Below are 13,966 nucleotides of genomic sequence, written 5' to 3' on the forward strand. Positions count from 1 at the left end.
ATTCGACCGCGTTCAGATAGGAAAAGGGAAATGTCGAGGAAGAACCGCAAACCGATCTACACGCTTTCGCAGGACGAGGCGGAACGTCTCATCGCCGAGGTGAAGAACTCGGTGGAGAAGCTGTTCGTCATGCCCGCGGCGGGAGAACGCAACGCCGAATTCCACGTGCTCGGCGACGACGGGGAGAAGTTCACCATAGCCGTGTTCAAGGGCGCGATCAACGCCGACCGCCACTCCATGTCCGCTCGAATCACACGGCTCGGCGTGCCCCTGCTGCGGCTATGCGTGAACGGCTCGACCCACACGAACCCCGACGGCGAGAGAATCAGCGGAACCCACTGGCACATCTACAAGGAAGGCGAGGACGACTGGAACGCCCAGACTGCGGACATCGAATCACCGGACTTCGTGAACGATACAATAAGGCTGTTGGACAGATTCAACGTCATCCACAGACCGGACTTCCAGGAGAAACTGATATGAACGAGACCACCGCCACCGACGAGCTCATCGCGGAATACGGCGAATGGCTCAAACGCGAATCATCCGTGCGCAACGTCGGCGAATGGCGCGAGGTCACTTTGCCGTTCCTCGACCGCTCCAACGACGACCTTTGCTTCTACGTCCGCACCACCGACGGAGTCACCTCGTTCACCGACGACGGGTACACGATGGCGTCCTTCGACCTCAACGGCGTCACCATCACCGAATCGAGACGCGAGCGCATCAATCGTCTCGCCCTGCGTTTCGGCGCCATGGTCGGCGATGACGGGCAGATCACCCTGGAGACCGAAGGAAGCCGTCCGGACGCGATGAACCGTTTCGTGCAGGCGTTGACCGATATCGGCTCCATGCTGGAGACCTCGCAGAAGAGGGTGCTGTCCTATTTCGCCGATGATGTGGCGTTGAAGCTCGACTCATGCCAGGTGTTCTACACTCCGAACGTGGGCATTCGCGGCGTATCCAGCTACGAACACAGCTTCGACTTCCTGTTCCAGCGCAGCGCCAACCATCCGACCCGGTTCTGCCAGGCTCCGAACCGATTCGACAAGGACGCCGTGAAGGACATCATGTTCGGCTGGGATGACACGAAGAAGGATCCCAAGCGCAGGGATTCCCGGCTGATAGTCATCGGCGACGACCGGCAGACGCCGTTGCAGCGCGGCGCGCTCACCGCGTTCCGCAACTACGGTGTGACCGTCATCCCCTACTCCAAATTGGAAGAGAGGGCTCCCGTGGAACTCGCCGCGTAGCTTCCGGGCCATATAAGGACTCATCCCGGCGACTCACCGCGAGCGCCGGGGCTTTTTTGCGTTTACGCGGCTTCGTCGATGACTTGGACATCGATGACATCCATGTCATCATGCAGGTCGGGGATGGCTTGGCCGAGGAGTTTGGCGAGGCTGGCCGTGTCCCTGTGGGTGTAGTGGTTGGTCATGCTGATGCTGGTGTGGCCCATGATGGCGGTCCGGGCATCGTCGGGCATGTTGGCCCGGGCGGTCATGCTGGCGGTCCAGTGGCGTGCGCTGTGGATGGTGACCGGCGGGAGGCCGGCGGCCTTCAAGGCCTTGTTCCAGTTGTGGCGTTCGGTGGAGCTGCGCACGGGGTTGCCTCGTGAGTTGGTGAATATGAGTTCGCGCGGGCCTATGTCGAGTCGTTTGACGCGCGCCCACAACCGTTGCCACAGGCTCGTGGATATGGGTACGAACCGGTGGGCGGCGTGGGTCTTGGGCGTGGTGAGCCACAGGATGCCGTACAGGTGCTCGGCTTTGAGCCAGGCGGGTATCACGGCGTCCTCCGGTTTGCCGTATTGCTGGATCTGCTGCTGCACGTTGATGCCGGGCACGCCGTCGCGTTGCTCCAGCTCATAGGGCATGAGCGCATATCGTTCGCCCTCCCTCATGCCGGCGGCGAACGCAAGCTCGAACAGCAGCATCCAGGATTCATCCACGTCCACGGTCAGGGCCGGGCCGCGGCGTTTCGCCCCTCGGTTGGGCACTGCCTCGATCAGCTGTTTCGGCTGGTCGGGCGAGAGGATCCTCGTCTCGGTGGGCTCCACCCTTGGCGGCCTGACCCTGCGGCATGGATCCACGGGGATGAGTTCTTCGAGTTCGGCCTGGTCGAGCATCATCTTCAGGCTCACGAAATGGTCCTTGAGCGTGGAGGGCGCGAGCCGCTTGGAGAGCACGCGCATGCATTGGCGCACATGGTCAGGTGTCAGATCCGTGAGGCGAACGCAGCCGATGACCTCCATGCACGCGTGGATCCTGCCGGCGCGTGTCCGGTATGTGGTGGGCTTGACGTTGAGCCGGTACTCCTCCAGCCACCGTTCCGCGTAATCCTTCAGATACGGCGACTTGGCTCCGGGCAGCAGACCGGTGCGCTCCATCTCCGCGATCCTCGCGTCGAACCGTTCGCGCGCGCCCGCCTTCGTGCGACCCTTGGCCGAGACGTAGCGACGTTTGCCCGTGGCGGGGTCGCGGCCGACCTCACGCCGGAACTCCCACGAGCCATCCTTGCGGTGGATGATGCTTCCCGCACCCTTCGTGCGTCGTCTGCCGTTCGTCGCCATGATGTTCCTCCCTTGTCGGGAGCGCCTTCGAGCATCCGCTACAAGCGCCCTCAAAAAGGGCACTCTATTGGCACACTATCCGGGCCACAAACGGCCAGATACGGGGCATAATCGGCCATTCTTCAATAATCGAAAAAACGGCGCGATTCCACAGTTCCGAAGACTCGAAAACGTTGGAATCACGCCGTTCTCTAGGGTGTTCACACCCTACTTCGAGACGTTGAACTTGAACTCCACAATATCTCCGTCGGCCATGACGTAGTCGCGGCCCTCCTGACGGAGCTTGCCTTCCTCCTTGATCTTGGCCATGGAGCCGTCGGCGGCCACGAAATCGTCGTAGGAGACGATGTCGGCCTTGATGAAGCCCTTTTCGAAGTCGGTATGGATCACGCCGGCGGCCTGCGGGGCGGTCCAACCCTTGTGGATCTGCCAGGCGCGCACTTCCTTGACGCCTGCAGTCAGGAAGGTCTGCAGTCCAAGGATGTCGAAGCCGACGCGGGCCAACTGGTCAAGGCCGGATTCGCTTAAGCCCGCGTCCTCGAGCATTTCGCGGGCATCCGCCTCGTCGAGCTCGGTCAAGTCCGCCTCGAACTGAGCGTTGAGGAACACGGCCGGAGCCGGGGCCACGGATGCGGCGAGCTTAGCCTGCAGGTCCTTGTTGGCCAGCTCGTTGTCGTCCACGTTGAACACGTAGATGAACGGCTTGGCGGTCATCAGATGCAGGTCGTAGACGGAATCCTTGTCGAAGCGGCCTTCGCGTGCGGCCTTATCGAGCGTCTCGCCGGCTTCAAGGATGGTCTTTGCCTGCTTGACTGCTTCCATGTAGGCCGGCTCGATCTTCTTGCCGCGCAGATCCTTCTCCAGCTTGGGCAGCGCGTTTTCGATGGTCTGCAGGTCGGCGAGGATCAGCTCGGTGTTGATGGTGTCGATGTCGTCGGCCGGATCCACCTTGCCGTTGACGTGGACGATGTCGTCGTCCTCGAAGGCGCGCACGACCTCGCAGATCGCGTCCGCCTCGCGGATGTTGGCCAGGAACTTGTTGCCCAGGCCTTCGCCTTCGGAGGCGCCCTTGACGATGCCGGCGATGTCCACGAAGGTCACCGTGGCGGGCACGATCTTCTCCGTGTTGACCAGCTTGGCCAGCACAGGCAGACGATCATCCGGAAGCGGCACGATACCGGTGTTCGGCTCGATGGTGGCGAACGGGTAGTTTTCGGCCAGCACGTTGTTGCGGGTCAGTGCGTTGAACATGGTGGACTTGCCGACGTTGGGCAGTCCGACGATTCCGATAGTAAGAGACATGATTCCAAGTCTAGGGAGAAGCTGGACACCTTGAACCTGCATGTGGTGAACCGGCCATATGCAAAGGCCTCCGAGCATACGGCTCGAAGGCTTTGACTGTGATATGCGAATATACGCGAACTCTGATTGGCAGTCAGCCGACGATGGCATCGACGGCGTCGATGACCGAGCCGCGGAAACCGTCCTTTTCGAGCTGGGCGACGCCCTTGATGGTGGTGCCGCCGGGCGAGCACACGGCGTCCTTCATGGCCCCGGGATGGGTTTCGGTGGCCATGTAGAGCGCGCCGACACCTTCGACCATCTTGGCGGCGAGCCGGTAGGCGGTGGCTCGCTGCAGACCGTACTGCACGCCGGCGTCGCCCAAGGCCTCGATGTACATGTCAGTGAAGGCGGGCGCGCAGCCGGCCACCACCATGGCGATGTTCATATGCGCGGTGTCCACGCGCTCGATGAGGCTGATCGGCCCGAACAGCTGCTCGAAGGTTTCGGTTTCGTCGTCGGTCAGGGTGTTGACGGATTCGGTGACGAGCACGCCCTTGCCCACGGCCATCGGAGTGTTCGGAATGGTGCACTGGATATGAATGTCCGAAGAGTCGACGGATTCGCCGTCTTCGGTGGCGAACAGGTCCTGGTACTTCTTGAGATTCCAGCCGGCGGCGATGGAGACGACGATCTTGCCCGGCTTGGCAAGTTCGTCGGCCAGCGGCTTGACAACGGCGGCAATCTGGTAGGGCTTGATGGCGATGATGACCACGTCAGCGGCCGTCACCACTTCCAGCGCATTGCGCAACGGGCGCAAGCCAAGTTCGGCGGTGGTCTTCTCAAGCTTGTCGTAGTGGGCGGCGCAGGCGACCATCTGGCCGCCGGTGACCACGCCCGCGTCAACGAAGCCCTGGGCGATGGCCTGGGCCATGTTGCCATATCCGATAAAACCGATGGTGAGGTTCTGAGTCATACGTTTTCCTTTCGTGCATGTATACAGAGCTCCCTCATCAGAGGGAGCTTGCTTCCTTGAGTCAGAACAGTTCTTCGAGGTCGCCTCGGTTGAGGGCTTCGGTGTAGAGGTGCTTGAAGACGAGCGAGCCGTGCAGACCGTCATGCTCGAATTCGTTGGTGGTCCAGTAGTGGCTGTTACCCACGCGGCTCAAGGTGTCGAGCTGCATACCGGAATCGACATACATGTCGTCGAAGTAAACGGCGGCCTGCAGCGGCACCTCATTGCGGGCCAGCTGGTCTTCGTCATAGATCACGCCGAAGTGCGTGTCTTCCATGAGCAGGTCCATGGCCGGCCTGAACGGGCGCAACGCAGACTCCTGTTCGAACATCCACGGGAACATGGCCTCGCCGGTGAAGTTGAGCGGGCGTTCATCAGCACCGAATTCGGGCTTGCCATCGCGCACGCGCTGGGCGGCCCAGCGAATCGGCTGTTCCATCTCACCGTTGGCGTAGATGAACTCCTGCAGCGGCCAGTACAGCGGGCGCGACGAAGTGGCGTTCATCACCTTGGTCAAAAATTCGTCAGACAACGGCGAGTCGGCAGAAGCGGAACCATCGCCATCAAGGAAGGCGTCGTCAAGAATCCAATGGACACGCTCGAAGCTCGGCTTCATGCCAAAATCGGATCCCAAGCACTGGAAGCGTTCGACGGTGAGCGGGTCGCCGTTCGGCATCAGCGGGAAGCCGTGGGCGGCCATGCCGGCGATCACGCCAAGTCGATGCTCCACATCGGTACCAGCCATCGGATTCAGTACTGAATCGGTGAGTTTGCCAACGAATTCGGCGACTTCCGCAGTAGTCGGCAGCTTGTCGGCGATGGCAGCCACGCGCTCCTTGTCCTGTGGGTAGCGCTCGTAGAACTGAGTCGTCTTGCGCACCATGCGCGGGAAGGTATGCTCGTACACTTCAGCGGCGTCGGCCGGCACGTGCGGGATGCCGCCGGTGGTGAAGCTGGCGATTACGCCGGCCGGGAACAGGGACAGTGTGGTCAGGGTCAGGAAGCCGCCGTAGCTTTGGCCCATCGTCACCCACTTGCGGCCACCGAATTCGGTCAGGCGCAGATGTTCGAAGTCACGCACGATGGAATCGGCAAGGAACTTCTTCAGATAGTCGGCTTGGGCTCGTGCGCCGGCCGCGGCATCATCGTCGTGCGCGGCGGCGATGCGGGCCATGACGTGCGTGTCCACGCGCGAGGAACGGCCGGTGCCGCGCTGGTCGGGCAGAATCACGCGGAAATGCTTGGTGGCCTCTTCAATCCAGCCATCGGAGGTCGGGCTGTTCAAACGCGGGCCGGCACCGCCGGGACCGCCTTGCAGGAAGATCAGCAGCGGCAGGTCGTCATGCACATGTTCGGGCGTGGTGACCACGCGATAGAACAGTTTGATGGTTTCCCCGTCGAACGCCCGCCCGGGCTCGTGGCCGGTCCAGTCGAGCGGAACATCGATGGAATGGTCCTCTATGGCCAGTCCGGGCACGTAGTATTTGCTCAGCATTGTCATGGTTCAAGACTCTAGTCCATAAATCCTCCTGAAGAGTGATACCGGTTCGTCGCCGGACACGCTAGCCTTGTGCGTTATGGAGATGATGGCGCGCGTGAGGGCATGGTGCGCACGGGAGTCGACCCGCACACTGCTATGGGACACGTTGCTCGCCGCGGCGCTGATCGCCGGTTGCGTGCCGTTCAACGGCGTCACCAGCCCTGATTCGACGGGCGGCATATTGTTTCCCGCAACTCAGGCATCGATGACGCTGTGGTCGCTGCCGGTCTTCGTGCCGCTGATGCTGCGCAGGTATCGCCCGGAGCCGGCGGCCTGGCTGTTCGTGGCGCTGACCATCACGCATCTTGTGCTCGGCCCGGCAATCACGTATTTCGATTTCTACGCCCTGATCATGGTGTATTCGGTGATTCTGTACGGCAGTCCCCGACATTCCTGGCGGTTCATTGTCACGGCGTTCGTCATGGGACTGGTCGCGGCGACGGTCTGGTCGGTGTCTTTCAACGTGGGTCCGCTGTTCGCCGGACCTTCCTCCGGTTCGCGCACCATCCGCGACGGCTGGCTGGCCGATGCCATCACGATGCCCACATGCCCGGCGGTCACCGGCGTCGTGGGGGCAAGCGGCGCCGTCAACTGCGGAGCCAAGATGCTCGCTGACGTCGGCATGGAGGCGGCGCTCATCGAATCGAGCGTGCTGAGCGTCATCATCATGGCCTTGTGGCAGCGAGCGCGCAAGGCCACGCTGGCGGCCATGCGCGAGCGCAACGCCTCCATTGTGGCGAAAGAGGCCGAGGAGACGCGCATCGCGGCGCTGGCCGAACGCGCACGCATCGCCCGTGATATGCATGATGTGGTGGCACATACACTCTCCACGATTATTGTGCAGTCGGATGGCGGCCGATATGCGGGCGCGCATGATCTTGCCGTCGCCAGGCATACGATGAGCACGATTCGCCATGAAGCGGAACGCGCGCAGCGTGATATGCAGCGTCTGTTCAATGTGTTCGGTGCGAGTGGCAGTACCGGATATGCCGACATCGATTCGCTGTTTGATGGCCATCTGGTGGTGTCCCGGCATATGACCGGCAAAGCGCAACCTGACCGGCTGTCCGCCGACGCGGAAACCGCCGTGTTCCGTCTTGTGCAGGAAGCGCTGACCAATACGCGCAAACATGCGGGCGAGGGTGCTAAAGCCACCATCGATGAATTCTGGTCAAACGATGTGCTGTCGATTACCGTATCCGATAACGGCCGTGGCGCGGCGTCTGCAGCAGACGGTCATAAGCCCGGATACGGATTGGTTGGTATGCACGAACGCATTGAGTCGTTGGGCGGCAGCGTGCAGGCCGGCCCAGGGCCGAATGGTGGCTTTATTGTGGAGGCTACGATTCCGCTCTCCTCTGCCGCCCCACAGTCTGGCACCGATGCGGAGGATCCGGTGCTAACCATTATCTCGCGTATACGAGGATTGATGAATCGGGCGCGCCCCAAAGTACTCGACCAAGGAGATACGCATGAGTCGAACTGGGTGGGTCGATTTGCGCAGTGGACCGAGCGTCACTATCTTCTGATGGACGTTATCGCCACTATCGTGCTGATTGCGCTATTTAATTCCGCCACGTATGGCGATTTGCAGATGATCGGCAATGCCCCGTATTCGCCGAACCGCGTGCCGACTATAACGCTGACGATTATTATGCTCTCGCCTTTGGCGTTCCGTCGCCGCTTCCCAGAGGGCAGCGCGCTGGTCATGGCGATTCTGTCCGCCGTGCAGCTGCTGTTTCTGCCATCCATCCTGACCGTCAACATGTTCGCATTGGTGTCCGTGCATGCCGCCGTGCTGTATGGCCGCGAACATGCGTGGCGCTGGGTCAGCGTGGCACTGGTTGCGGATTCGTGGCTGGCCGGCATCAAGATAATGTCCGGCTGGAACGGCTATGGGATGCTGATTCAGATGCTGCTGCCCTTCAACGGCGAATCGGCGATGTCCCGCTGGCTGCTGGTGCTTTCCGGTCTGATGCCGGGTGGCGTGGTGATGCTGTTTGGCTTTGCCTGCATTGCGATGGCCCGGTGGAGCCGTTCACGCGGTTCGAACGCGCTGGTGCTCATGCAACGCGAGGAAGCGCTCAAGGCCGAGCAGGATCGGCAGAAGGTGCTGGCCGCCAATCTGGAGCGCAATCGCATCGGCACGGCCATGCAGGCCGAGGTATTGAATACGTTGGAATCGGTGATCACGCAAGCCGATGATGGGCTGGCCATGCTAAACTCCGAACCGGCTCCCGATAGCGAGCAGATCATCGCCGCGTTCACGGTCATCGGGGAACGCGGGCGTGCGGCTCTGGCGCACATGCGGCAATTGCTGACGGTGCTGCGTGAAACCGGATTCAGCGACGAGATGCATGAAGGCGCACAACCCGACATGCAACTGCGACCGGCTGCTCCTCTGTCCAGCCAGATGAGGCAGGCGGAATCCACATCTCAGACGGATTCGTCCACGAACATGAACTCAGGGAACAATCAGGGTGTCCATGGAGCGGCGCTCCGATAGGAAACGGATACAGTGGAGAGCATGAACGAGAGCAGAAGCATTCGCGTGATTATTGCGGACGACCAGGAGCTGGTGCGTGCCGGTTTTGCCATGGTCATTGGTTCGCAGCCGGATATGGAGGTGGTCGGGCAGGCACCCGACGGCGCCCAAGCCGTGGCGTTGGCGGAATCCCTGCATCCCGACGTGGTGCTGATGGATGTGCGCATGCCCAGCATGGATGGCATTGAGGCCACGAGCCGTATTACCTCGCTCTCCGCCGCGCCGGGCGACGCGGCCGATTCGGCCAGTCTGGCCGCCGACGCGACCGTCTCGGCCGAATCGGCTGACGACCGGCCGACGCGCGTAATCATTCTGACGACGTTCGATTTGGACGAGTATGTGATGGCGGCCATCAATGCCGGCGCCTCGGGCTTCCTGCTCAAGGACACCGAACCGGAAACGTTGCTCAATTCGATTCGTACTGTATTCCAAGGCAATGCGATTATCGCGCCTTCCGCCACGAAGCGACTCATCGAAAAGATGATGCAGGACGGTTACGCGCAGCATGGTTCGTTGGGTGGAGAAACCACACACTCCGGTGCCGTGTACGGTTCCGCCGGCGGCGTCTCTGGCGGTGCGGCCGACAACGGTGCTGGCTCGATGACCGGCTTCCCCTCCCCTGCCGGAGCCGCTTCCGACGGTTCCAATACGTCACGCCCGGCATACACCGATCCCGAACTGGATCTGCTTACCGACCGCGAACGCGAGGTGCTGGTGGAGATCGCCCATGGTCTGAGCAATCAGGAGATCGCGGACAAGCTCTTCATTTCTCTGCCCACCGTCAAAACCCATGTGGCACATATTCTGGCCAAAATCAACGCCCGCGACCGCGTACAAGCCGTAGTCTTCGCGTACGATAACGGGCTGGTGTAACAAAGCTCCCTCTGATGAGGGAGCTTATTGCCCTACGCCTCGGCCAAAGCCTCGACGGGTGGCGTCTTGACGGCTCGGCGGGCGGGAGCCACGCTGGCCAGCAGAGCGGCGAGCGCGGCGACGCCGAGCACCACACCGTTGGTAGCCCATTCGAACGGGAACACGGTGTCGCCGTACAAACTAAACACCATGTAGGATCCGAGCCAGCCGAACAGGGTACCCAGTACCACTCCCACCACGCCGGAGACGAGCGAAAGCAGCAACGCTTCCACCGCCAGCGAGCGCCGCAGTTGGCCGCGCGTCATGCCGATGGCACGCAAGGTGGCGGATTCGCGTGTGCGTTCGATCACCGACAGACTCAGCGTGTTCGCCACACCGACCAAGGCGATGAGCACAGCCACCGCAATCAAACCGACCAACAATGCCATCATGCCGTTGATCATGGTCTCCCATTGAGTACGTTCGGCCACCGGACCGGTCACGGTAACACCCGCACTGGCGGAGAACACATTCTGCACGTTGGTGAATACGTCGTTCAACGCAACACCCGCGCCTTCGGCGTCAATGCGCATAAGCATGATATGCCCGTCGGCCTTGATCCCACCGTTGGTGAAGTGGCTGGCGTCCACGAAGGCGACCGCGGCGTAGTTGGAGGCGATGCGGCGATAGTCCACCTTCCGCGGTTTGAGCGTCAGCGTCTGTGTGCCGCCGGATTGTCCATTGCCGTTTTCGGCGCTGCCGTTCGCATCATTGCCGGACGGACCATTGGCGGCATCGGCTTGTGCTTCGGCCGCTCCAGCCGTGAACGTAACGCTCTTGTCCAGCGGAATATCCTTGCCTGTAGCGGCGGAATACTTGGGCATCAGTACGGAATCGCCATCAATGGTCACACCGGACAAATCGGAGCGCACCACCTTGCGCAGCGCGTCGACGCCATCCACGCCCACGACCAGCACACTCAGGCTCTTGCCGTCGGCATCCTTCATGGTCATCATGCGGGTCGGCGCGTAGATACCGCGCTGAACGCCCTTGACTTTGGCTGCCTCGCTGGCCTGTTTACCAGTCATATCGGTGCCAGCGGCAATCATGTCGACGCTGTAGCGCGTGGTCAGCGCCTCGTTCATGGTTTGCTTGGCGCTGGCGGCACCGGTGGCGATGGTGGAGACCAGCGTCACGCCGATAAGCAGTGCGGCACCGGTGGCGGCCACGCGGCGCGGGTTCTTCTGAATGTTCGCATGTGCCACTTTGGCGGACGGACCGGCCAGTGCAACCATCGCGCCCACGCCGCGCATGAGCACCGGTAGCCAGAACGTGGCGGAAAGCACCAGTCCAAGGAAGATCAATGCACATCCGATGATGGCGGCGAGCAGCACCAGCGGATACTGCTTGTCGGCCATTGAATCACGTCCGGCGATGTTCTCGGACATCTGCCATACAGAGAATGCGCACAGTGCCACGCCGGCCACAATCAGCAGCATGGAAATCACGGCGCGGACCACACCGGCCCGTCGCGTGTCGGTCAGTTCGATGGGTCGCAACGCTTCCAGCGGGGTGACGGCGGTAGCGGAACGCGCAGAGCCTAGCGAGGCAATCACCGTCATAATGATGCCGAATGCCATAGGCACCGTGAACACCGGACCGGATAGCACCAGTCGCATGGTCATGCCGGTGGCTTTCATCAGGCCCGACTGGCATAGTGCGGCCATGAGTCCGATGCCCAGGCCCACTCCCAGTGCGGAGGCGATCAGTCCCAGCACACCGGCTTCAAACAGCACGGAGACATACAGCTGGCTTTTGTTCGCGCCGATGGTGCGCAGCAGGGCGAGTGTGCGGCGGCGCTGCGCCACAAGCACTTGGAAGGTGTTGGCGATGACGAGTGCCGCGACCAGCATGGCAAGTATGCCGAAGCTCAGCAGGAAGATGGTGGTGATGCTGGTTTCGCCCGAACTCATGCTTTTGACGGATTCCTCGACGAGCGCGGCACGGGATTGCACGCTGAAATGCTTAGGGAGCAGTGTGCTGACCTGTTTTACGGTGGACGCCGCAGCCGTGTCACTGGCATCGTCGATGTCGAGATAGACGAGGTAGACAGGCAGGTTGCCGAAATCGTTGCTGCCGGCCATCGCGGTAATAACGTTGTCGGAAAGCACGGAAGCGCCACCGTAGTAGGCGTAGGCACCGTTCGGGTCGTCGGTGAGGCCTACCACGCGCACGGTCATGCCGGAGTCGACGGCTATGTCGACACCGTCGGATGAGGCGGACGCACCTGACGCGGCATCGGAATCACCGTCGTGCGAGCTCGTGCCATCGGCGTTCTGGGCCGACTCATCACCAGCGTCACCGGTATTACCGGCCGAATCGCCGGTCTTGCCCGCATACTGCGCCGCCTGCGAGTTGACGGTCACACGGTCCCCTACCTTGACGCCAAGCTGGTCGGCTACGGACTTGGTCAGGGCAATCTCGTTGCTGTCCGCCGGCTGGTCTCCTTGCGTGATGGTGACCGGCAGCAGCGTACGTTTTGCGGCGGTGGTGATGACGTAGCTGCTGGCATGCTTGTTGCCACGGGTTACGGTCACGGAACCCGCGTAGCTGGCGCGCGCGTCCTTGACGCCTTCGGTGGCGCGGATGCGGTCAAGCTGGAAGTCGTTAACCGTGCGCGTGTAGATGTAGTCCTGGTCCTTATCGGTCAGGTCCTTGCCGCCATCCGGGCTGATCACGTAGTTCGCGCCGCCGAGCTGGGCAGTGTTCTGGGCGGCAAGCGCATCGTTCATCGCGTTGCCGAACAGGAAGGTAGCGGCGATGAACGCAGTGCCGATCAGGATGGCGATGCCTGCCGGAATCAGCATCCTGGCGCTTTTCTTCATAAGTTTCAGAGTGATGGAAAACATGGGGGTGTCCTGTCTCTCGCTTTCCGTCTCAGCGAGCGTGCTGTGCGGCGGCACGGGCATGATGCATGGTGCCGGTTCTCCCAGCTGGGGGCAATGGAGCGTCGGTGATGGGCAGGTTGGGCACATCCTTTACGCCGGCAAGACGGGCGAGCGTGTCGGCGCGTGTGCTGGTGACGGCAGCGCGCGTGGCACGTTCGCGTTCGGCCATAAGCAGATCGTTCATCGTTTCGGCAGTGGGATTCGCCTCGTCGGCCACGATCTGTCCGTCGGCGAATACGATGGCACGGTCGGCGTAGGAGGCGGCCACCGCATCGTGCGTGACCATGACGATGGTTTGGCCAAGCTCGTTGACCGAACGCTTCAGGAAGCCGAGCACTTCGGCGCTGGAAACGGAGTCGAGGTTGCCGGTCGGCTCGTCAGCGAACACCAGCTTCGGCTTGGTAATCAGCGCGCGGGCGATGGCCACGCGCTGCTGCTGGCCACCGGACAGTTCATTCGGTCGGTGGTTCAGGCGCTGCTTCAGTCCCAGGGTATCGACGAGCAGGTCGAACCAGGCGTGGTCGGGCTTGTCTCCGGCGAGAGTCAGTGGCATGAGGATGTTCTGTTCGGCGGTGAACATGGGCAACAGGTTGAAGCTTTGGAAGATGAAGCCGATCTTGTGGCGACGTAGCAAGGTGAGCTGCTTGTCGTTCATGCGGGTCAGGTCTGCCCCGCCGAAAAGAATATGCCCGGATGTGGCGGAGTCGAGGCCGGCGAGCGTGTGCATAAGCGTGGATTTGCCGGAGCCGGACGGGCCCATGATGGCGGTGAATTTGCCGCGTTCGAAACTCACGTTCACGCCGCGCAGGGCATGGACCATATTGCTGCCAGTGCCGTAGTTCTTGACCAAGTCGACGGCCTGAATAGCGATGCCGCGCGATGCGGCCGGGTTCTGCACGTTCATAATGTCTCTCCATATTTGGCCGGGCCTTATGCCCGGATGATGATTCCAACTTATGAAGAAATAACGGCGCGCCCCATCGTGCGCCAGACTGAATTGGGCGGTCGGCCACGCGCCGGCCCTCATCCTTGAGGATTATGTCGTCTCAGGTCTCACACTATTCATGCCTCTGCGCAAACAGTGTGAGGCATACAGACGCAAGAAAGCCCGCACTGCATGACATCAGTGCGAGCTTTCTATTCCTTGGGTCAAGCAATCAGGCGGAAGGCACCCCATGCGGCTCGATGATTCGTGATGCACCCCATTAGCATC

10 protein-coding genes are annotated in these 13,966 nt (G+C 61.6%); 4 read left to right on the plus strand and 6 right to left on the minus strand.

From position 1 onward, the window contains the following. Positions 1-30: 30 nt before the first annotated feature. Both AB5287_RS07410 and AB5287_RS07415 read left to right on the plus strand, forming a co-directional pair. Entirely contained in the window at positions 31-483 is a 453-nt protein-coding gene (locus tag AB5287_RS07410) for a hypothetical protein (protein ID WP_007057201.1), read from the plus strand. Continuing rightward, positions 480-1,253: a DUF1829 domain-containing protein gene (locus tag AB5287_RS07415; RefSeq protein WP_007055098.1), complete on the plus strand. Its 774-nt coding sequence runs from the start codon at positions 480-482 to the stop codon at positions 1,251-1,253. The genes AB5287_RS07410 and AB5287_RS07415 overlap by 4 nt, the downstream gene beginning before the upstream one ends. 62 nt (positions 1,254-1,315) lie before the next feature. Here the strand turns inward: AB5287_RS07415 and AB5287_RS07420 are convergent, their stop codons facing one another. From AB5287_RS07420 to AB5287_RS07435, 4 genes are all read right to left on the minus strand, one after another. Continuing rightward, the gene (locus AB5287_RS07420) at positions 1,316-2,572 is read right to left on the minus strand and encodes a tyrosine-type recombinase/integrase (protein WP_015713445.1); all 1,257 of its coding nucleotides are present in this window, start codon (positions 2,570-2,572) and stop codon (positions 1,316-1,318) included. Positions 2,573-2,779: 207 nt separating this feature from the next. Then, positions 2,780-3,874 carry a redox-regulated ATPase YchF gene (ychF, locus tag AB5287_RS07425; RefSeq protein ID WP_065454584.1) on the minus strand — a complete coding sequence of 365 codons (1,095 nt, stop codon included), beginning with the start codon at positions 3,872-3,874 and terminating at the stop codon, positions 2,780-2,782. A 133-nt stretch (positions 3,875-4,007) separates the two neighbouring features. After that, on the minus strand, positions 4,008-4,829 hold the full coding sequence (proC, locus tag AB5287_RS07430; protein ID WP_007055389.1) for a pyrroline-5-carboxylate reductase: 822 nt from the start codon (positions 4,827-4,829) through the stop codon (positions 4,008-4,010). A 61-nt stretch (positions 4,830-4,890) separates the two neighbouring features. Beyond that, positions 4,891-6,369 carry an alpha/beta fold hydrolase gene (locus AB5287_RS07435; protein WP_015713444.1) on the minus strand — a complete coding sequence of 493 codons (1,479 nt, stop codon included), beginning with the start codon at positions 6,367-6,369 and terminating at the stop codon, positions 4,891-4,893. An 85-nt stretch (positions 6,370-6,454) separates the two neighbouring features. On the opposite strand from AB5287_RS07435, the gene AB5287_RS07440 reads away from it, so the two are divergent. Next, positions 6,455-8,914 (plus strand): histidine kinase, encoded by a 2,460-nt coding sequence (locus tag AB5287_RS07440; RefSeq protein ID WP_368220986.1) that lies wholly within the window; start codon positions 6,455-6,457, stop codon positions 8,912-8,914. A 21-nt stretch (positions 8,915-8,935) separates the two neighbouring features. Next, positions 8,936-9,826: a response regulator transcription factor gene (locus tag AB5287_RS07445; protein ID WP_080826483.1), complete on the plus strand. Its 891-nt coding sequence runs from the start codon at positions 8,936-8,938 to the stop codon at positions 9,824-9,826. Positions 9,827-9,858: 32 nt separating this feature from the next. Here the strand turns inward: AB5287_RS07445 and AB5287_RS07450 are convergent, their stop codons facing one another. Continuing rightward, entirely contained in the window at positions 9,859-12,714 is a 2,856-nt protein-coding gene (locus AB5287_RS07450; RefSeq protein WP_227248144.1) for an ABC transporter permease, read from the minus strand. Positions 12,715-12,742: 28 nt separating this feature from the next. Then, positions 12,743-13,657 carry an ABC transporter ATP-binding protein gene (locus AB5287_RS07455; RefSeq protein WP_014485730.1) on the minus strand — a complete coding sequence of 305 codons (915 nt, stop codon included), beginning with the start codon at positions 13,655-13,657 and terminating at the stop codon, positions 12,743-12,745. Positions 13,658-13,966: the final 309 nt, after the last annotated feature.

The organism is Bifidobacterium sp. RTP21102st3_E2_RTP21102_210122, assembly GCF_040916945.1.
Lineage (GTDB): Bacteria > Actinomycetota > Actinomycetes > Actinomycetales > Bifidobacteriaceae > Bifidobacterium > Bifidobacterium longum.